The 19,991-nt window shown below is 57.9% G+C and carries 9 protein-coding genes, 2 tRNA genes, 3 rRNA genes and 1 pseudogene; 10 read left to right on the plus strand and 5 right to left on the minus strand.

Features of this window, described 5'->3' with window-relative positions; all coding sequences use genetic code 11:
- Positions 1-13: 13 nt before the first annotated feature.
- Entirely contained in the window at positions 14-1,408 is a 1,395-nt protein-coding gene (locus VRB54_RS03000) for a nucleobase:cation symporter-2 family protein (RefSeq protein ID WP_338479476.1), read from the minus strand.
- A gap of 88 nt (positions 1,409-1,496) precedes the next feature.
- A complete protein-coding gene (locus tag VRB54_RS03005) occupies positions 1,497-2,417 on the minus strand; it encodes a LysR family transcriptional regulator (RefSeq protein WP_338479477.1) in 921 nt (306 codons plus the stop codon).
- Between the two features lie 126 nt (positions 2,418-2,543).
- Between VRB54_RS03005 and VRB54_RS03010 the strand changes: the two genes are divergently transcribed.
- The 10 genes and pseudogenes from VRB54_RS03010 to VRB54_RS03055 all read left to right on the plus strand — a co-directional run bounded on the left by VRB54_RS03010 (position 2,544) and on the right by VRB54_RS03055 (position 14,986).
- Positions 2,544-3,893 carry an aspartate aminotransferase family protein gene (locus VRB54_RS03010; RefSeq protein ID WP_338479478.1) on the plus strand — a complete coding sequence of 450 codons (1,350 nt, stop codon included), beginning with the start codon at positions 2,544-2,546 and terminating at the stop codon, positions 3,891-3,893.
- Positions 3,894-3,933: 40 nt separating this feature from the next.
- The gene (locus tag VRB54_RS03015; protein WP_338479479.1) at positions 3,934-5,427 is read left to right on the plus strand and encodes a CoA-acylating methylmalonate-semialdehyde dehydrogenase; all 1,494 of its coding nucleotides are present in this window, start codon (positions 3,934-3,936) and stop codon (positions 5,425-5,427) included.
- A 612-nt stretch (positions 5,428-6,039) separates the two neighbouring features.
- Positions 6,040-7,576: ribosomal RNA gene (locus tag VRB54_RS03020) — 16S ribosomal RNA — on the plus strand.
- A gap of 82 nt (positions 7,577-7,658) precedes the next feature.
- Positions 7,659-7,735: transfer RNA gene (locus VRB54_RS03025), tRNA-Ile, on the plus strand.
- A gap of 30 nt (positions 7,736-7,765) precedes the next feature.
- Positions 7,766-7,841: transfer RNA gene (locus tag VRB54_RS03030), tRNA-Ala, on the plus strand.
- Between the two features lie 247 nt (positions 7,842-8,088).
- A 23S ribosomal RNA gene (locus VRB54_RS03035) occupies positions 8,089-10,980 on the plus strand.
- 172 nt (positions 10,981-11,152) lie between these two features.
- Positions 11,153-11,268 (plus strand): 5S ribosomal RNA (gene rrf / locus VRB54_RS03040).
- The 16S, 23S and 5S rRNA genes sit together here with 2 tRNA genes alongside, the layout of an rRNA operon.
- 153 nt (positions 11,269-11,421) lie before the next feature.
- Positions 11,422-12,081, plus strand: a complete 660-nt coding sequence (locus tag VRB54_RS03045; protein ID WP_338479480.1) for a paraquat-inducible protein A — start codon at positions 11,422-11,424, stop codon at positions 12,079-12,081.
- Positions 12,068-12,691, plus strand: coding sequence for a paraquat-inducible protein A (locus VRB54_RS03050; protein ID WP_057007050.1), 624 nt, complete (start codon positions 12,068-12,070; stop codon positions 12,689-12,691). The genes VRB54_RS03045 and VRB54_RS03050 overlap by 14 nt, the downstream gene beginning before the upstream one ends.
- A pseudogene (locus VRB54_RS03055) lies at positions 12,684-14,986 on the plus strand (MlaD family protein). The gene VRB54_RS03050 and the pseudogene VRB54_RS03055 overlap by 8 nt, the downstream one beginning before the upstream one ends.
- A gap of 160 nt (positions 14,987-15,146) precedes the next feature.
- Here the strand turns inward: VRB54_RS03055 and mksF are convergent.
- Genes mksF through mksB form a run of 3 tightly spaced genes read right to left on the minus strand, consistent with a single transcriptional unit; the run spans position 15,147 to position 19,949 of the window.
- Positions 15,147-17,978 (minus strand): Mks condensin complex protein MksF, encoded by a 2,832-nt coding sequence (gene mksF, locus VRB54_RS03060; protein WP_338479482.1) that lies wholly within the window; start codon positions 17,976-17,978, stop codon positions 15,147-15,149.
- The gene (gene mksE, locus VRB54_RS03065) at positions 17,975-18,682 is read right to left on the minus strand and encodes an Mks condensin complex protein MksE (RefSeq protein ID WP_338479483.1); all 708 of its coding nucleotides are present in this window, start codon (positions 18,680-18,682) and stop codon (positions 17,975-17,977) included. Before mksE ends, mksF begins: the two co-directional genes overlap by 4 nt.
- Positions 18,672-19,949, minus strand: coding sequence for an Mks condensin complex protein MksB (gene mksB, locus VRB54_RS03070; RefSeq protein ID WP_338479484.1), 1,278 nt, complete (start codon positions 19,947-19,949; stop codon positions 18,672-18,674). Before mksB ends, mksE begins: the two co-directional genes overlap by 11 nt.
- Between the last annotated feature and the right edge of the window lie 42 nt (positions 19,950-19,991).

A 19,991-nucleotide genomic window follows, 5' to 3' on the forward strand; every position in this document is an offset into this window, starting at 1 on the left:
TGCAATAAAACCGTCAAAGCGGTTCCAGGGTGTCGCTTTCGGTTGCCAGGTTTGCGGCTACCGATGTCGCCTTGGCTTCGGGCAACAGCAGGCACAGCACGATAGCGGTCAAGCCGCCGCTGGTGATGGCCGAGTCGAACAGGTTCTGCACCAGGGTGGGCATCAGGTGCAGCAGATTGGGCTGGGCGGCGATGCCCAGGCCGACGCCGAACGAGGTGGCGATGATCAGCATACTGCGCCGGTCCAGCGGGGCCTGGGCGAGGATGCGCACGCCGGCGGCGGCCACGCTGCCGAACATCACCAGGGTCGCGCCGCCCAGCACCGGTTTGGGGATTTGCTGCAACACGGCGCCAATCAGCGGAAACAATCCGAGGCAAAACAGCAGTACGCCTATATATAAGCCGACGTAACGGCTGGCCACACCGGTGAGTTGGATCACGCCGTTGTTCTGCGCAAAGGTGGTGTTGGGAAAGGCGCTGAAGGTGGCGGCGATCATGCAGCTCACGCCGTCGCCCAGTACGCCGCCTTTGAGTCGGCTTATATAGGAAGGGCCGCTGATGGGTTGGCGGGCGATCATGCAGTTGGCGGTGAGGTCGCCCACGGTTTCGATGCTGCTGATCAGATAAATCAGCGCGATTGGCAGGAAGGCGCTCCAGTCGAAGTTGAACCCGAAGCGAAACGGGATCGGCACGCTGACCCAGGGCAAGTCCGGCAGCGCCTGTGGGACGAGTCTGCCGCTGAACCAGGCGGCCAGGCTGCCCAGAGCCAGGCCGATGATGATGGCCGAGAGGCGCACCCAAGGCGTAGCGGAGCGGTTGAGCAGGATGATGGTGAGCACCACGAACAGGCCGAGCGCCAAATTGGTGGGCGCGCCGAAATCGGGCGCGTTGAAGCCGCCGCCCAGGTCGGTGATGCCGACCTTGATCAGGCTGATGCCGATCAACGTGATCACGATGCCGGTCACCAGCGGGGTGATTACCTGACGCAGTTGGCCGATGAAGCGGCTGAGCACGATCTGCACCGCGGCACCGAAGAAACACACGCCGAAGATCATCGCCATGATGTCCTCGGGGCTGCCGCCGCGTTGTTTCACCAGAAAACCTGCTGACAGCACTGCGCCGAGAAACGCGAAGCTGGTGCCTTGCAGGCAGATCATGCCGGCTCCGATACCGAACGGCCTGCGTGCCTGGATGAATGTACCCACGCCGGAAACCATCAATGCCATGCTGATCAGGTAGGGCAAGTAGGCGGTGAGGCCCAGGGTGGAACCGATAATCAGCGGCGGGGTGATAATGCCGACGAAGGCGGCCAGCACATGCTGCAGGGCGGCGAGCAGGGCCGGTGCGGGTTTCGGGCGGTCGTCGAGGCCGTAGATCAGGTCGCTGGGGCTCAAGGATTCTGGGGGCATGGTGGGTCAACTCAAGGCGGACGGTTCAAGGTAGTTGCGTCCTTGCAAAAAGCTGTCCAGTTGCTCAGCTTTTTGCTCGAGGCCCGAGTCAGCGGGTCGCGGCGAGGCTTTCGAGAAAGCTTTCCAGCACCAAATGAGGGCGACGGCCTTTGCGCGTGACCGATGCCAGGCTCAAATCGTAAAAACGTGTAGCCGATTTCAGCGCGCGCAGTCGGCCTTGTTGCACCCACAGGCTGGCGTAGTGGTCGGGTAAATAACCGATATAGCGCCCGGTGAGGATCAGGAACGCCATGCCTTCACGGTCGGAGGCGCTGGCCGTGCAGCGCAGGGCCTGGTAGTGCGCCTGGATCTCGGCGGGCAGGCGGAAGGTGGGCGCGATGGCGTCCTGGCTGTCGATGCGGGCATCGTCCAGCTGTTTGTCGTCGGCGTAGAACAGCGGGTGGCCGACCGCGCAATAGAGCAGTGAGCGCTCGCTGTACAGCGGCTGGTATTCAAGGCCGGACAATGCGCTGGCCTGGGGTACAACGCCGACATGCAGGCGGCCGTCGAGTACGCCTTGTTCCACTTCGTTGGGGGCGATCATGCGGATCTGGACCTGCACGTCCGGGCCGCGTTCTTTCAATTGCGCCAAGGCGTGGGTGATGCGCATGTGGGGCAGGGTGACCAGGTTGTCGGTGAGGCCGATGATCAACTCGCCGCGCAGGTGCTGGTGCAGTCCGTTGACCTCGGTGCGAAAACTTTCCAGCGCGCTCAACAGTTGCAAGGCGGATTGGTAGACCTCGCGACCTTCTTCGGTCAGCGAGAACCCGGCGCGTCCACGTTGGCAGAGTCTCAGCCCGAGGCGTTGCTCCAGGTCGCTCATTTGCTGGCTGATGGCCGAGCGGCCAATGCCGAGTACGGTCTCCGCCGCCGAAAAACCGCCACATTCGACCACGCTGCGAAAGATGCGCAGCAGGCGGATATCGAAGTCGCTGACTTGAGCGAGGGGATCTGGCCTGCGACTGCTCATAGTTTAGTGAAGGCCTGACTGAAGGTTAGAAAAGTTGGATTTTATTGACTTTATCGCCATGGCAATTTACTCGCAACTACACTTTTTCGATCCCGACGCTGCCGTTTGCCCTGCGAGGTTTTGCTGATGAACATGCCCGAAAACGCCCCATCGTCCCTTGCCAGCCAGTTGAAGCTGGATGCGCATTGGATGCCGTATACCGCCAATCGCAGTTTCCAGCGTGACCCGCGCCTGATCGTGGCAGCGCAAGGTAGCTGGTTGACGGATGACAAGGGGCGCCAGGTGTATGACTCCCTGTCGGGCCTGTGGACCTGTGGCGCCGGGCACACGCGCAAGGAAATCCAGGAAGCGGTGGCCAAACAATTGGGCACATTGGACTACTCGCCGGGCTTTCAGTACGGTCATCCGTTGTCCTTCCAGTTGGCGGAAAAGATTACCGAGCTGACCCCGGGCAACCTGAACCATGTGTTCTTCACCGATTCGGGCTCCGAGTGCGCCGATACCGCCGTGAAGATGGTACGTGCCTATTGGCGCCTGAAAGGCCAGGCGACCAAGACCAAGATGATCGGCCGCGCCCGTGGTTATCACGGTGTGAATATTGCCGGTACCAGCCTGGGCGGGGTTAATGGCAACCGTAAGATGTTTGGTCAGGCCATGATGGATGTTGACCATCTGCCTCACACGTTGCTGGCGAGCAATGCGTTCTCCCGGGGTATGCCGGAGCAGGGCGGCGTTGCGTTGGCCGATGAGTTGCTCAAGTTGATCGAGTTGCACGACGCCTCGAATATCGCCGCCGTATTTGTCGAGCCGATGGCGGGTTCAGCCGGTGTGCTGGTGCCGCCACAGGGGTACCTCAAGCGTCTGCGCGAGATCTGCGATCAGCACAATATCCTGCTGGTGTTCGATGAAGTGATCACCGGTTTCGGCCGTACCGGCTCAATGTTCGGCGCCGACAGTTTCGGCGTGACGCCGGACCTGATGTGTATCGCCAAACAAGTTACCAACGGCGCAATCCCGATGGGGGCGGTGGTCGCCAGCAGTGAGATCTATCAAACCTTCATGAACCAGGCGACGCCGGAGTACGCGGTGGAGTTCCCCCACGGCTACACCTATTCGGCCCACCCGGTAGCCTGCGCTGCGGGCCTGGCGGCGCTCGACCTGTTGCAGAAGGAAAACCTGGTGCAGAGCGTGGCCGACATTGCACCTCACTTCGAGAATGCGCTGCATGGCTTGAAGGGCAGCAAGAACGTGGTCGACATCCGCAACTACGGCCTGGCCGGTGCCATCCAGATTGCGCCGCGTGATGGTGATGCGATTGTGCGTCCCTTCGAGGCGGGTATCGCGTTGTGGAAGGCCGGTTTCTATGTGCGCTTTGGCGGAGACACCTTGCAGTTCGGGCCAATGTTCAACAGCAAAGCGCAGGACCTGGATCGCTTGTTTGATGCCGTCGGCGAAGTGCTACGCAAGATCGATTGATTTTCTCCTTCTCTATAGAACAATTCTTCAGGAGCCCTGCATGAGCGTTATCCAGCATTTGATCAACGGTGAATGGGTCAGCGACAGCGGCCGTACGGCTGATGTGTACAACCCGTCCACCGGCCAAGTGATCCGCCAGGTACCGTTGGCCAGTCGCGAAACCATTCAAAGTGCGATCGACACCGCCAAGGCCGCGTTCCCGGCCTGGCGCAATACGCCGGCCGCCAAGCGGGCGCAGGTGATGTTTCGTTTCAAGCAATTGCTGGAGCAGAACGAGGCGCGTATCGCGCAGTTGATCAGCGAGGAGCATGGCAAGACGCTGGAAGACGCCGCCGGTGAGTTGAAGCGTGGGATCGAGAACGTGGAGTACGCGTGTTCGGCGCCGGAGATTCTCAAGGGCGAGTACAGCCGCAACGTGGGGCCGAATATTGATGCCTGGTCGGATTTCCAGCCGTTGGGCGTGGTGGCCGGTATTACGCCGTTCAACTTCCCGGCGATGGTGCCGTTGTGGATGTACCCGCTGGCGATCGTGTGCGGTAACTGTTTCATCCTCAAGCCGTCGGAGCGTGATCCGAGCTCAACGCTGTTGATCGCGCAATTGCTGCAGGAGGTCGGCTTGCCCAAGGGCGTGCTCAGTGTGGTGCACGGCGACAAAGGGGCGGTGGATGCCTTGATTGAAGCGCCGGAGGTCAAGGCGCTGAGCTTTGTGGGTTCGACGCCGATTGCCGAGTACATTTATGCCGAGGCGACCAGGCGCGGTAAACGCGTTCAGGCGTTGGGCGGTGCGAAGAACCATGCGGTGCTGATGCCGGACGCGGATCTGGACAACGCCGTCAGTGCCCTGATGGGCGCTGCCTATGGTTCGTGCGGTGAGCGGTGCATGGCGATCTCGGTGGCGGTGTGCGTGGGCGACCAGGTGGCGGATGCGTTGATCGCCAAGCTGGTGCCGCAGATCAAGGCACTGAAGATTGGTGCGGGCACTACGTGCGGCCTGGATATGGGCCCGTTGGTGACGGGGCAGGCGCGGGACAAGGTCAGCGGCTATATAGAAGACGGCGTGGCGTCGGGTGCTGAGTTGGTGGTGGATGGGCGCGGCTTGAGCATTGCCGGGAATGAGCAGGGCTTCTTTCTGGGCGGCAGTCTGTTTGACCGTGTGACACCCGAGATGCGTATCTATAAGGAAGAGATCTTCGGGCCGGTGCTGTGCGTAGTGCGAGTGAGCAGCCTGGAAGCGGCGATGCAACTGATCAACGATCATGAGTATGGCAACGGTACGTGCATCTTTACCCGTGACGGGGAGGCGGCGCGTTTGTTCTGTGACGAAATTGAGGTGGGCATGGTGGGTGTGAACGTTCCACTGCCGGTACCGGTGGCCTATCACAGCTTTGGTGGCTGGAAGCGTTCGCTGTTTGGTGACTTGCACGCCTATGGGCCCGACGGGGTGCGCTTTTATACGCGTCGCAAGGCGATCACCCAGCGCTGGCCGCAGCGGGCCAGTCATGAAGCTTCGCAGTTTGCTTTCCCTAGTTTGTAGGATGCGATGAAAGCCGGCCCCTTTGGGCCGGCTTTTTTGTTTTTGGGGTTTATGACAGAAAGATGAAAATAGGTATTGACGGCAGATTCTGGAAGTCTATAATTCGCCCCACTTCCGGCGCAGTCGAAACGGAAAACTCCTTGGTAAACAAGTAGTTATGCAAGATTCGACAGCGAGTTGCTTCAGTTCATCGAAGCCCAGAAGGAGTTGGTAGTGCAGTGTTGTTTGGCGCTATTAACGTTTCGATCTTCTCGGTCGAAAGCGCAGAAAAAGAGGTGTTGACAGCAGCGTGTAACGCTGTAGAATTCGCCTCCCGCTGACGAGAGATCGGAAGCGCAAGTGGTTGAAGTTGTTGAAGAATTCTTCGAAAGCTTCTGAAAATAATCACTTGACAGCAAATGAGGCTGCTGTAGAATGCGCGCCTCGGTTGAGACGAAAGATCTTAACCAACCGCTCTTTAACAACTGAATCAAGCAATTCGTGTGGGTGCTTGTGGAGTCAGACTGATAGTCAACAAGATTATCAGCATCACAAGTTACTCCGCGAGAAATCAAAGAATAACCAACGATTGCTGAGCCAAGTTTAGGGTTTCTTAAAAACCCAAAGATGTTTGAACTGAAGAGTTTGATCATGGCTCAGATTGAACGCTGGCGGCAGGCCTAACACATGCAAGTCGAGCGGTAGAGAGAAGCTTGCTTCTCTTGAGAGCGGCGGACGGGTGAGTAATGCCTAGGAATCTGCCTGGTAGTGGGGGATAACGTTCGGAAACGGACGCTAATACCGCATACGTCCTACGGGAGAAAGCAGGGGACCTTCGGGCCTTGCGCTATCAGATGAGCCTAGGTCGGATTAGCTAGTTGGTGGGGTAATGGCTCACCAAGGCGACGATCCGTAACTGGTCTGAGAGGATGATCAGTCACACTGGAACTGAGACACGGTCCAGACTCCTACGGGAGGCAGCAGTGGGGAATATTGGACAATGGGCGAAAGCCTGATCCAGCCATGCCGCGTGTGTGAAGAAGGTCTTCGGATTGTAAAGCACTTTAAGTTGGGAGGAAGGGCAGTTACCTAATACGTGATTGTTTTGACGTTACCGACAGAATAAGCACCGGCTAACTCTGTGCCAGCAGCCGCGGTAATACAGAGGGTGCAAGCGTTAATCGGAATTACTGGGCGTAAAGCGCGCGTAGGTGGTTTGTTAAGTTGGATGTGAAATCCCCGGGCTCAACCTGGGAACTGCATTCAAAACTGACTGACTAGAGTATGGTAGAGGGTGGTGGAATTTCCTGTGTAGCGGTGAAATGCGTAGATATAGGAAGGAACACCAGTGGCGAAGGCGACCACCTGGACTAATACTGACACTGAGGTGCGAAAGCGTGGGGAGCAAACAGGATTAGATACCCTGGTAGTCCACGCCGTAAACGATGTCAACTAGCCGTTGGAAGCCTTGAGCTTTTAGTGGCGCAGCTAACGCATTAAGTTGACCGCCTGGGGAGTACGGCCGCAAGGTTAAAACTCAAATGAATTGACGGGGGCCCGCACAAGCGGTGGAGCATGTGGTTTAATTCGAAGCAACGCGAAGAACCTTACCAGGCCTTGACATCCAATGAACTTTCTAGAGATAGATTGGTGCCTTCGGGAACATTGAGACAGGTGCTGCATGGCTGTCGTCAGCTCGTGTCGTGAGATGTTGGGTTAAGTCCCGTAACGAGCGCAACCCTTGTCCTTAGTTACCAGCACGTAATGGTGGGCACTCTAAGGAGACTGCCGGTGACAAACCGGAGGAAGGTGGGGATGACGTCAAGTCATCATGGCCCTTACGGCCTGGGCTACACACGTGCTACAATGGTCGGTACAGAGGGTTGCCAAGCCGCGAGGTGGAGCTAATCCCACAAAACCGATCGTAGTCCGGATCGCAGTCTGCAACTCGACTGCGTGAAGTCGGAATCGCTAGTAATCGCGAATCAGAATGTCGCGGTGAATACGTTCCCGGGCCTTGTACACACCGCCCGTCACACCATGGGAGTGGGTTGCACCAGAAGTAGCTAGTCTAACCTTCGGGAGGACGGTTACCACGGTGTGATTCATGACTGGGGTGAAGTCGTAACAAGGTAGCCGTAGGGGAACCTGCGGCTGGATCACCTCCTTAATCGACGACATCAGCTGCTCCATAAGTTCCCACACGAATTGCTTGATTCATTGAAGAAGACGATAAGAAGCAGCCCGAAATTGGGTCTGTAGCTCAGTTGGTTAGAGCGCACCCCTGATAAGGGTGAGGTCGGCAGTTCGAATCTGCCCAGACCCACCAATTTTGTGTGGGAAACGCCTGTAGAAATACGGGGCCATAGCTCAGCTGGGAGAGCGCCTGCCTTGCACGCAGGAGGTCAACGGTTCGATCCCGTTTGGCTCCACCACTACTGCTTCTGTTGTATGAAAGCTTAGAAATGAGCATTCCATTGTGATGATGGTGAATGTTGATTTCTAGTCTTTGATTAGATCGTTCTTTAAAAATTTGGGTATGTGATAGAAAGATAGACTGAACGTTACTTTCACTGGTAACGGATCAGGCTAAGGTAAAATTTGTGAGTTCTCTTAACTGAGAAATTCGAATTTTCGGCGAATGTTGTCTTCACAGTATAACCAGATTGCTTGGGGTTATATGGTCAAGTGAAGAAGCGCATACGGTGGATGCCTTGGCAGTCAGAGGCGATGAAAGACGTGGTAGCCTGCGAAAAGCTTCGGGGAGTCGGCAAACAGACTTTGATCCGGAGATGTCTGAATGGGGGAACCCAGCCATCATAAGATGGTTATCTTACGCTGAATACATAGGCGTAAGAGGCGAACCAGGGGAACTGAAACATCTAAGTACCCTGAGGAAAAGAAATCAACCGAGATTCCCTTAGTAGTGGCGAGCGAACGGGGACTAGCCCTTAAGTGGCTTTGAGATTAGCGGAACGCTCTGGAAAGTGCGGCCATAGTGGGTGATAGCCCTGTACGCGAAAATCTCTTAGTCATGAAATCGAGTAGGACGGAGCACGAGAAACTTTGTCTGAATATGGGGGGACCATCCTCCAAGGCTAAATACTACTGACTGACCGATAGTGAACTAGTACCGTGAGGGAAAGGCGAAAAGAACCCCGGAGAGGGGAGTGAAATAGATCCTGAAACCGTATGCGTACAAGCAGTGGGAGCCCACTTTGTTGGGTGACTGCGTACCTTTTGTATAATGGGTCAGCGACTTATTTTCAGTGGCGAGCTTAACCGAATAGGGGAGGCGTAGCGAAAGCGAGTCTTAATAGGGCGTCTAGTCGCTGGGAATAGACCCGAAACCGGGCGATCTATCCATGGGCAGGTTGAAGGTTGGGTAACACTAACTGGAGGACCGAACCGACTACCGTTGAAAAGTTAGCGGATGACCTGTGGATCGGAGTGAAAGGCTAATCAAGCTCGGAGATAGCTGGTTCTCCTCGAAAGCTATTTAGGTAGCGCCTCATGTATCACTGTAGGGGGTAGAGCACTGTTTCGGCTAGGGGGTCATCCCGACTTACCAAACCGATGCAAACTCCGAATACCTACAAGTGCCGAGCATGGGAGACACACGGCGGGTGCTAACGTCCGTCGTGAAAAGGGAAACAACCCAGACCGTCAGCTAAGGTCCCAAAGTTATGGTTAAGTGGGAAACGATGTGGGAAGGCTTAGACAGCTAGGAGGTTGGCTTAGAAGCAGCCACCCTTTAAAGAAAGCGTAATAGCTCACTAGTCGAGTCGGCCTGCGCGGAAGATGTAACGGGGCTCAAACCATACACCGAAGCTACGGGTATCACGTAAGTGATGCGGTAGAGGAGCGTTCTGTAAGCCTGTGAAGGTGAGTTGAGAAGCTTGCTGGAGGTATCAGAAGTGCGAATGCTGACATGAGTAACGACAATGGGTGTGAAAAACACCCACGCCGAAAGACCAAGGTTTCCTGCGCAACGTTAATCGACGCAGGGTTAGTCGGTCCCTAAGGCGAGGCTGAAAAGCGTAGTCGATGGAAAACAGGTTAATATTCCTGTACTTCTGGTTATTGCGATGGAGGGACGGAGAAGGCTAGGCCAGCTTGGCGTTGGTTGTCCAAGTTTAAGGTGGTAGGCTGAGATCTTAGGTAAATCCGGGATCTTAAGGCCGAGAGCTGATGACGAGTGTTCTTTTAGAACACGAAGTGGTTGATGCCATGCTTCCAAGAAAAGCTTCTAAGCTTCAGGTAACCAGGAACCGTACCCCAAACCGACACAGGTGGTTGGGTAGAGAATACCAAGGCGCTTGAGAGAACTCGGGTGAAGGAACTAGGCAAAATGGCACCGTAACTTCGGGAGAAGGTGCGCCGGTGAGGGTGAAGGACTTGCTCCGTAAGCTCATGCCGGTCGAAGATACCAGGCCGCTGCGACTGTTTATTAAAAACACAGCACTCTGCAAACACGAAAGTGGACGTATAGGGTGTGACGCCTGCCCGGTGCCGGAAGGTTAATTGATGGGGTTAGCTAACGCGAAGCTCTTGATCGAAGCCCCGGTAAACGGCGGCCGTAACTATAACGGTCCTAAGGTAGCGAAATTCCTTGTCGGGTAAGTTCCGACCTGCACGAATGGCGTAACGATGGCGGCGCTGTCTCCACCCGAGACTCAGTGAAATTGAAATCGCTGTGAAGATGCAGTGTATCCGCGGCTAGACGGAAAGACCCCGTGAACCTTTACTATAGCTTTGCACTGGACTTTGAATTTGCTTGTGTAGGATAGGTGGGAGGCTTTGAAGCGTGGACGCCAGTCTGCGTGGAGCCAACCTTGAAATACCACCCTGGCAACTTTGAGGTTCTAACTCAGGTCCGTTATCCGGATCGAGGACAGTGTATGGTGGGTAGTTTGACTGGGGCGGTCTCCTCCTAAAGAGTAACGGAGGAGTACGAAGGTGCGCTCAGACCGGTCGGAAATCGGTCGTAGAGTATAAAGGCAAAAGCGCGCTTGACTGCGAGACAGACACGTCGAGCAGGTACGAAAGTAGGTCTTAGTGATCCGGTGGTTCTGTATGGAAGGGCCATCGCTCAACGGATAAAAGGTACTCCGGGGATAACAGGCTGATACCGCCCAAGAGTTCATATCGACGGCGGTGTTTGGCACCTCGATGTCGGCTCATCACATCCTGGGGCTGAAGCCGGTCCCAAGGGTATGGCTGTTCGCCATTTAAAGTGGTACGCGAGCTGGGTTTAGAACGTCGTGAGACAGTTCGGTCCCTATCTGCCGTGGACGTTTGAGATTTGAGAGGGGCTGCTCCTAGTACGAGAGGACCGGAGTGGACGAACCTCTGGTGTTCCGGTTGTCACGCCAGTGGCATTGCCGGGTAGCTATGTTCGGAATAGATAACCGCTGAAAGCATCTAAGCGGGAAACTAGCCTCAAGATGAGATCTCACTGGAACCTTGAGTTCCCTGAAGGGCCGTCGAAGACTACGACGTTGATAGGTTGGGTGTGTAAGCGCTGTGAGGCGTTGAGCTAACCAATACTAATTGCCCGTGAGGCTTGACCATATAACACCCAAGCAATTTGACTACTCCTGACTTGGAAACAAGTAGAAGCATCAGATTGCGGTGTGTGAAGACGAGATGAACCGAAAGTTCGACGCTCACAAAACACCGACAGCTGTCACATACCCAATTTGCTGAAGCGAGGCCATCTGGTCACGACTCAGTACCCGAATTTCTTGACGACCATAGAGCATTGGAACCACCTGATCCCATCCCGAACTCAGTAGTGAAACGATGCATCGCCGATGGTAGTGTGGGGTTTCCCCATGTGAGAGTAGGTCATCGTCAAGATTAAATTCCGAAACCCCATTTGCGAAAGCAGATGGGGTTTTGTTTTGGGCGATTGGAAAGTCAGGTAAGCCTTCGCCTACAAAATTGCACAGTTATTTCTGAACCAGACTACTAGAATAGGCGCCTAACCTTTTTAGAGTAAGAGCCCTATCCATGCCCGAGCCGGTTGATGCCCCACAGGTGTCTGACTTACCACTGGACGATCTGGTGGCATGCCATGAGTGCGACTTGCTGATGCGCAAACCTGTGCTTGCCCGAGGCGAAAAAGCCCAATGCCCACGTTGCGGTTATGAGCTGTACGCTCATCGCCACAATGTCATTGAGCGCAGCCTTGCTTTGGTGATCGCTGCACTATTGCTGTACATCCCCGCGAACTTTCTGCCCATCATGCAGCTCAATCTACTCGGGCAGACCTCAGAGGACACCGTGTGGACCGGCGTCGTCGGCCTGTTCGATACCGGTATGCAAGGCGTCGCAATCGTGGTGTTCCTGTGCAGCATGGGTATCCCGTTGCTCAAGCTGCTCTGCCAGTTGGCCGTGCTACTCAGCATTCGCTGGAAGATCGGCCGCAATTACGGGCTGCTGCTATACCGCATCTACCATCACATGAAAGATTGGGGGATGTTGGAGGTCTACCTGATGGGCGTGCTGGTCGCGATCGTCAAGCTCGCCGATATGGCTTCCATCACGGTTGGCGTGGGTCTCGTTTGTTTCATCAGTCTATTAGTGGTTCAGGTTCTGCTTGAGGTGGTGATGTCGCCGCACCAGATCTGGCAAGCGTTGTCAGGAGAGGATGATCATGCGGGCGATTGATGCAGGCATTCTGGTGTGTACCGAATGCCATGAACTGAATACACAAGAGCCGGACACCGATGAACAAACGTGCACCCGCTGTGGTGCGTTGATTCATCCGCGTCGGCCCAACAGCCTAACCCGCACGTGGGCGTTGCTGGTCACTGCGGCGATCCTCTATATCCCCGCCAACCTGTTGCCTATCATGACCGTCAACTCACTCGGCCAGGGCGAGCCCAGTACCATCATGGCAGGTGTGATCCAACTGGTGCAGCATGGGATGTTTCCTATTGCTGCCGTGGTGTTCATTGCCAGTATTCTGGTGCCGACGTTCAAGCTGGTGGGCATTGGTCTGCTACTGTTCTCGGTGCAGCGTCACCAACCGCTGTCCGCACAACAACGCATTGTCATGTACCGCTTTATCGAATTCATTGGCCGCTGGTCAATGCTGGATATCTTCGTGATCGCCATCCTGGTGGCGGTCGTAAACTTTGGGCGGCTCGCCAGCGTCGAAGCCAATCTCGGCGCTGCGGCGTTTGCCAGTGTGGTGATCTTGACGATGCTTGCCGCTGTAACTTTCGATCCCCGACTGATTTGGGATAACACGGAGTCGGACGACGACCATGAGTGATTTGCCTAAAGCTAAAACCCGCCCTGCCTCCAATTGGTCGGCCATTTGGGTGTTGCCCCTGATTGCGCTGATCATTGGCGGCTGGCTCGGATGGCGCGCCTATTCCCAGCAGGGTATCGAGATCCAGGTGCGCTTTGAAAGCGGTGAAGGCATCCAGGTCAACAAGACCGAGGTGGTCTACAAAGGCATGCCTGTGGGCAAGGTCAAGGCCTTGGCGCTCGACGACGAGGGCAACAATCGAGGGGTAATTGCCACCATCGAGATGGGCAAGGACGTCGAGCAATACCTCAAGACCAATACCCGCTTCTGGCTGGTCAAGCCCAGCGTAACGCTGGCCGGCATCACTGGTCTGGAAACCCTTGTGTCGGGTAACTACATCGCCGCCAGCCCTGGCGACGGCGAGCCCACGCGCAAATTCAAGGCGCTCTCCGAAGAGCCGCCGCTGTCCGACGCCAAGCCCGGCTTGCACATCACCGTCAAGGCCGATCGCCTCGGCTCGCTCAACCGTGGCAGTCCGGTGTTCTACAAGCAGATCCAGGTCGGCCAGGTTAAAAGCTACCTGTTGTCCGAAGACCAGAGCACCGTCGAGATCAAGCTCTACATCGAACCGACCTACGCCCACCTGGTGCGTAAACACACGCGCTTCTGGAACGCCAGCGGCATCAGCATCGACGCCAATCTGTCCGGAGTAAAGGTGCGCAGCGAGTCGCTGTCCAGCATCGTCGCCGGCGGTATCGCCTTTGCCACCCCCGAGAATCGCAAGGACAGCCCGCCCACCGATCCCAGCCTGCCATTCCGTCTGTACGAAGACTTCGACGCCGCCGCCGCCGGCATCCGAGTCAAGGTCAAGCTCAGCGACTTCGAAGGCCTGCAGGCTGGTCGCACGCCGGTGATGTACAAAGGCATCCAGGTCGGCAGCCTGAAAACCCTGAAGATCGACCCGGACCTGTCCAGCGCCAGTGCCGAACTGACCCTCGACCCATTGGCCGAAGACTATCTGGTCCAGGATACCCAGTTCTGGGTGGTCAAGCCGTCGATATCCCTGGCCGGCATCACCGGCCTGGAAGCCCTGGTCAAAGGTAACTACATCGCCATCCGCCCAGGCGACAAAGGCACCACGCCCCAGCGCGAATATGTCGCCCGCGCGAAGGCGCCCCCCTGGACCTGCGTTCCCCAGGTTTGCACATGGTGTTATTCACCGACAATCTCGGCTCCCTGGATGTCGGCAGCCCGATTCTCTACAAGCAGGTCAAGGTCGGTTCGGTGCAGAGCTACCAGTTCTCGCGCAAGAACAAGCAACTGGTGATTGGCGTACACATCGAGAAAGAATACGAAAACCTGGTCAACGGCTCGACGCGTTTCTGGAATGCCAGCGGCGTCACTCTGACCGGTGGCCTCACCAGCGGCATCCAGGTCAAGAGCGAATCCCTGGTCAGCCTGATGGCCGGCGGTATCGCGTTCGAAACACCTGAGCCGAATGTGCCGCTGAAAAAACACATCCCGCGCTTCCGCCTGTTCCCTGACCGCGATGCTGCCAATCAACACGGCACACTGGTGACTATCAAGGTTGATCGCGCCGATGGCCTACGCCCGGGTACGGCGGTACGTTTCAAAGGGCTGGACGTGGGCAAGATCGAAAGCGTCGACCTGAGTGCCGACATGCAATCGGTGCTGCTCAAGGCACGTATCACCCAGGTGGCCGACCGCATCGCACGTGCCGGCAGCCAGTTCTGGGTGGTCAAGCCGGAACTGGGCCTGATGAAAACCGCCAACCTGGAAACCCTGGTGACCGGGCAATACATCGAAGTGCAGCCTGCGGCGAAAAATGCGGGCCCGCAGAAAAACTTCGTCGCCCTGGCCCAGCCACCCGAGGCCGTGCGCCAGGAACAAGGCTTGAGTCTGGTGCTCAGTGCCGCGCGCCGTGGTTCATTGAAGGAAGGCGTACCGGTGACCTACCGCGAAGTCACCGTGGGCAAGGTCACCGGCTACGAGCTGGGCCAGACTGCCGACCGCGTGTTGGTGCACATCCTGATCGAGCCCAAGTACGCACCGTTGGTTCGCAGCGGCAGCCGCTTCTGGAACACCAGTGGTTTTGGCGTGGACTTCGGCCTGTTCAAGGGCGCGACGGTGCGCACCGAATCCCTGGAGACACTGGTCGCCGGCGGTATCGCCTTCGCCACGCCGGATGGCGAGCGGATGGGCAATGCAGCGCGGCCGCAGCAGACCTTCCCGTTGTTCGACAAGTTTGAGGATGAGTGGCTGACCTGGGCGCCCAAGATTCCATTGGGCAAATAAACCGAGGCGCAGCTATCGGGAGCAAGCCCCCTCCCACATTTTGACCCGTGGAACCGAGCCAAATGAGGGAGGGGGCTTGCTCCCGATGAGGCCCTCTGCAGCACCACAAAAAAGGCCGCGATCCATAGATCGCGGCCTTTTTTCATTTCAACGCGCCAAGTCAGACCTCATCCAACTCCGCCTGCGCAATCACCGTCGCCTTCACCTCATCATGACGCCGGATGTACTTCCAGTCCGCCTCGTCAATGTAGATCCCGTTCGGCCCGCTGCCGCCTTCCAGGTCGATGGCCACCTGGGCGGACACCTGCGGCTTCACACTCGCCAGGATCGGCACGAAGCCCAACTGCAAACTGGTTTCCAGCAACGCCGCCTGGTTCTTCTCGTCGATGTCCGCTGCCTCGTCGAGGTAGTACGGCAAGCGCACGCGCCCGGCCTGGTCGCGGTCCATCAAGTGCAGCAACAGGTACATGTTGGTCAGCGCCTTGATGGTCATGGTGGTGCCGTTGGACGCGGCGCCATCGATGTCCGTGTGAATTACCGGCTGGCCGTTCACCTTGGTGATCTCGAACGCGAGTTCGAACAAGTCCTTGAGGCCCAACTGGTTGTGGTTGGCCGCCACCAGACGCGCCAGGTATTCCTTGGCCTCTTCGTTCTTGTTGTCCTGCTCGGCGCTCTGGCTGAGATCGAACACCGACAAGGTCTCGCCTTCTTCATACTGACCGGCGCTGTGGATGATCTGGTCGATATGCTTGAGCGCTTCCTTGTTCGGTGCCAGCACGATGCGGAAGCTCTGCAGGTTGGAGACCTGTCGCTTGTTGATCTCGCGGTTGAACAGCGCCAGTTGGTGTTCCAGGCTGTCGTAGTCGCTGCGGATATTGCGCAGAGTGCGCGCGATATCGGTGACTGCCGCCCGCCGCGCCTTGCCCAGCGTCAGCGCCTCATCGGTACGGTGCGCATAGGCGTTGATCAGCAGTTGCAGACGACGCTCCACGTCATCCTCGCTGTCGAACTTGGCCACGCCCTTGAGGCGCACCTGAGCGTACAACGCTTCAATCTGGCCATCGGCACGCAGCAACCCCTGCCAGCTGTCTTGATAGTCATTGAGCAGCGGCAGCAGGTTGTCCATGGAATCGTCGACCGGGTCCATGAACGGCGTGCCGAACGGCAAGTCCGCCGGCAACAGCTGGCGACGGCGCAACGCGTCATCCAGGGTGCGCTGTTTGGCTTCCATATCGCCAATCTGGCGGCCGACCAGTTGCAGCTTGGCCGACAATTGCTGGACACGCTCGGTGAACGCATCGCTGGAACGCTTCAACTCATCCTGCGCCGCTTCCATCTGCGCCAGCTGTTCGAGCTTCTCGCCTTCCTCGGCGCTCAGGGTCTGCGCGCGGCGGAAATCTTCCAGGGCCTTTTGCGCATCCAGCACCTGCTGGTACAGCGCCTCGGTCTGAGTCTTGCTCGCTGCGCGGTCGGAGGCTACAGCCTGCTGGGTTTTGAGTTGCTTGAGCTCTTTTTCCAGACGCTCTTTTTGATCACGCAGTGCCGCGCGATCCGCCAACGCCTGCAACGCGGGTGGTTCGATGTGCGAGATGTCGATGGACAGTCCCGGCACCTCAAAGCGCTCGCCCTTGAAGCCATCGAGGATCCGCTCCAGGGATTTGACCCACTGGCCGTCTTCATCCAGCGTGATGCCATGTTCACCCAATGGCAGGCTGAACAGCGAACTGTTGAACAGCCGCATCAGACGCTCGACGTCCTGCTGTGAGAATTCTTCGCGCAGCTTGGCGTAGCTGTTGTTGTCCGCGTGATCAAGCTGCTGCTTGACCGACTTCAGGCGTTTTTCCAGGTCGCGCAGACGCTCGTCCAGATCCTCGGCACTGAACTGCCGCGACTGCGCCAGCGCACCTGCCAATTCATCGTGAGCATCCTTGGCCGCGAGCAACTGCTGCTCCAGCATCTTCACGTCGTCCACCAGCGCAAAGCGATGCTTGAGCACCGACAGCTCGCCCAGCCAGCGCTGGATGCCGCTGATTTCCCGCTCCAGGCGCATCAGCTCCTGGGTGCCGCCGCGCTGGTCGTGCTGCAGTGCATCCTGCTCATTACGGTAGTGCTCGGCCTGGATGGTCAGCTCTTCCTTGCGTGCACTGGCGTAGTCCGACCAGGTGCCCAGCAGCGAATCCAGCAGCGGTGACAGGCGATGCAACTTGCCGCGCAACACATCGCGTTGCCGCACGCCATTGGCCAGCGCCTCGACCAGTGGCCCGGCGGCCACCAGCGAGTTGTAGTCCTGCTCCATGCGTCGTACGTCGCGGAAGGCCTCTTCACACGCCGCGATGTAATCCACGCTGCCGGAACGCAGGCTGTGTTCGAAGGCATCAAGGAACAGTTGCTTGAGTTTGGCCGCGGTGATTTCGCGCATGTGCAGCAGGTTGATAAACAGCGCGCGGAAAGTCTTCAGGCTCTGCTCACTGGTGGAACGCAGCGGGATCAGCGTCAGGTCCAGCGGGATCGAAGTGTGACCGCCCACCAGCAAACGCCGCAGTTCATCCGGCTTGAGTTCGTAGGCCTTGAGGCCCTCTTTCTCAAGGTTGGTGAACAGCTCTTTCTGCCGCAGGCAGGTGTCGTTCTTCTGGTAGTGCGCCAGGTCCAGCTTGCCGGCATAGGCGAAGAACTGGTGACCGAAACCGCCACCCGGGCCGCGCCCGACCACGCCAATCACATGGGGGCCGTGGGGCAGCGAGACTTCCACGAGGATGTAGCTGGTGTCAGTGGCGAAGTAGAATCGCCGCGATTGCTCGAGGGTGTACTTGCCGAAACTCATGTCCGACATGCGCGCCAGAATCGGAAACTGCAGGGCGTTGATCGAGGCGGATTTGCCCAGGTTGTTCGCGCCGTACACCGACAGCGGCTCTTCCAGCGGGAACAGGCCCAGGCTGTAACCGGCGGTGTTCAATAGGGCGAAGCGGCGGATGCCGTAGCGTTCCTTGCTCATGCATCGGTCTCCTGTTCTTCGGCAATGGCACGCGCCAGGGCGTCCTCTTCGCTTTCTTCCTCGAAGTCGCTCAAGTCCAGCGGGTCATCGGTCTTCAGCAGTTTTTCATCGCTGTCTTGGTCAATGATTACCGGCGCTGGCAATGGCAACACGCTGTGCACGCTGGCGGCAAGGTCGCGGTCCTGCTGCACCGACAGGCACACGTCGAGGAAACGATGCATCGGCGGCAGGAAGCGATAGATGCCGTTGTCTTCGCTGGCAAAACCCAGCTGGGTCATGCGGCGCATGATTTTTTCTTCGAGTTCTTCCTGGGTCTGCACTTCGGCCTGGATAAACAGGTCGCGGTATTTATCCAGCAGCGACGGCAGTTCATCACGCCCCAGGCTGCCGCCGTCGAGCACGGCAATCGGGTCGCGGCCCTGGTCGGCCAGGTGTTCGACGATGATGAAGGTGAACAGCGCCAGACGCTGGGCGGTCTTGTTGACCTGCGCACTGGCGATGGCGGAGTCGGGCACGAAGTAATAGAAACCACGGGTGTCGCACACCAGCTCAAAGCCCAGGGCCTTGAACAGCGTGCGGTACTGGTCCTGGAAGTTCGACAGTTGCGCGTACAGCTCCGGGTCGCGGCGGCTGACGTGGTAACCCTTGAACAGCTCGCGAAAGATCGGCGCCAGCTGGGACAGTTCGGATAGATCAAGATGCATAAGGTGTACTCGCAGGTTGCTCGGCGGCGTCTATGCCGGCCGGGAGCAGGGCGAATGAGCGCAGGCTGACCTGGTGCTCGTGTGTGTGGTAATCGCGGCGTTCCAGGCGTTCGCGCTTGAAGCGTTTTTCGCGCGAGAGGCGGGAGAACCAGTACAACAATTCGTCGGTGGCGCCGTCCGGCTCCTGCTCCAGCAGCCAGGTCATCAGGTCGGGCATCGGCAGCGCGTCTTCGCAGCGTTCGAGCATTTCCTTGACCGTGCGCGGCGCGCGTTGGGCCTGGCCCTTGTGGGATTTGTGCGCCTTGGGGAAACGCGCCGGTTTCGGCTCGAAATTCGCCAGGGCATACACGTAGGCCTCGACCTGGCTGGCACTGCCCAGAAAGGTGCTTTGCGGCCGGGTGAACAGCGGCATTGCCGCCTGCGGCACCGCATCCAGGCCTTTGCGGCGAATCGCCGACAGGGCCAGCGCCGCGCCACGGGTCACCGCGTTGTGGCGGCGCGCCTCCTCACGCAACGGCAACAGCAGTTCGCGGGCGTGACGCAGGGTCAACTGGGCGCTGGTCTGCATTTCGAGAATGCGCGCGTGGGTGCGCAGCAGCATGTCGTCGTCCACCAGATGGCCCAGGCGCTGTTGCTCGGTGAGCATGCGCAGCAGCACATTCTCGACCTTGCGCACGCCTTGCTCGAAGGCACCGTCGGCGTTCACCAACTGGATCATCGGTTCGACGTATTCATCCCAGGTCGCCAGGACTTCGGCGTAACGCTGGCGCAACGGGATCTGCCGGTCGCTGGTCTTGGCGCGATCGGCTACGGCGGCGAGGGCCTGTTCGTCGTTGGCGAGTTTTTTCAGCACGTCGCGCACGCGCATGTCCAGCAGGCGCAATTGCCGGGCCAGGTCGTGGCCGTCACGGATGTCAAAGGCGTCCTGGATATAGCCGGCCAGACGCTCGAGGTGGCGCAGGTAGGCTTCGATTTCCAGGCACAGGCCAAGCCGGTGTTCTTTGCGCAAATAGGCGAGGAAGTCGTGGATCTGCGCGTTGAGCTCGAAACGGTTCGGGCTTTTGGCCACAGGCACCAGGATGTCCAGGCGAATCCACACGTCCAGCAGGCTGGTGATGTCCTGGGGCGTGCTGTCCAGTTGTTGGGCAGCCAATTGCGCGCGCAGCTCGCCCAGGCTCAGGGTGCCTTGGTCGAAGTGTTCGCACAGTGGCTCAAGCAAGGCCCAGTGTTCGGCGAGGGCGCGCAGGACGCGCTTGGGTTCGATCATGGGAAAGGCCGGCTGGTTGGCGATTAAAGGTCGCGATTGTAC

The sequence above is a fragment of the Pseudomonas trivialis genome (assembly GCF_036864995.1).
Lineage (GTDB): Bacteria > Pseudomonadota > Gammaproteobacteria > Pseudomonadales > Pseudomonadaceae > Aquipseudomonas > Aquipseudomonas trivialis.

Excerpts from the sequence above, each read along its gene's own strand:
- VRB54_RS03000 (WP_338479476.1), bottom strand. The coding sequence starts at position 1,408 with ATGCCCCCAGAATCCTTGAGCCCCAGCGACCTGATCTACGGCCTCGAC.
- VRB54_RS03005 (WP_338479477.1), bottom strand. The coding sequence starts at position 2,417 with ATGAGCAGTCGCAGGCCAGATCCCCTCGCTCAAGTCAGCGACTTCGAT.
- VRB54_RS03010 (WP_338479478.1), top strand. The coding sequence starts at position 2,544 with ATGAACATGCCCGAAAACGCCCCATCGTCCCTTGCCAGCCAGTTGAAG.
- VRB54_RS03015 (WP_338479479.1), top strand. The coding sequence starts at position 3,934 with ATGAGCGTTATCCAGCATTTGATCAACGGTGAATGGGTCAGCGACAGC.
- VRB54_RS03045 (WP_338479480.1), top strand. The coding sequence starts at position 11,422 with ATGCCCGAGCCGGTTGATGCCCCACAGGTGTCTGACTTACCACTGGAC.
- VRB54_RS03050 (WP_057007050.1), top strand. The coding sequence starts at position 12,068 with ATGCGGGCGATTGATGCAGGCATTCTGGTGTGTACCGAATGCCATGAA.
- mksF (WP_338479482.1), bottom strand. The coding sequence starts at position 17,978 with ATGAGCAAGGAACGCTACGGCATCCGCCGCTTCGCCCTATTGAACACC.
- mksE (WP_338479483.1), bottom strand. The coding sequence starts at position 18,682 with ATGCATCTTGATCTATCCGAACTGTCCCAGCTGGCGCCGATCTTTCGC.
- mksB (WP_338479484.1), bottom strand. The coding sequence starts at position 19,949 with ATGATCGAACCCAAGCGCGTCCTGCGCGCCCTCGCCGAACACTGGGCC.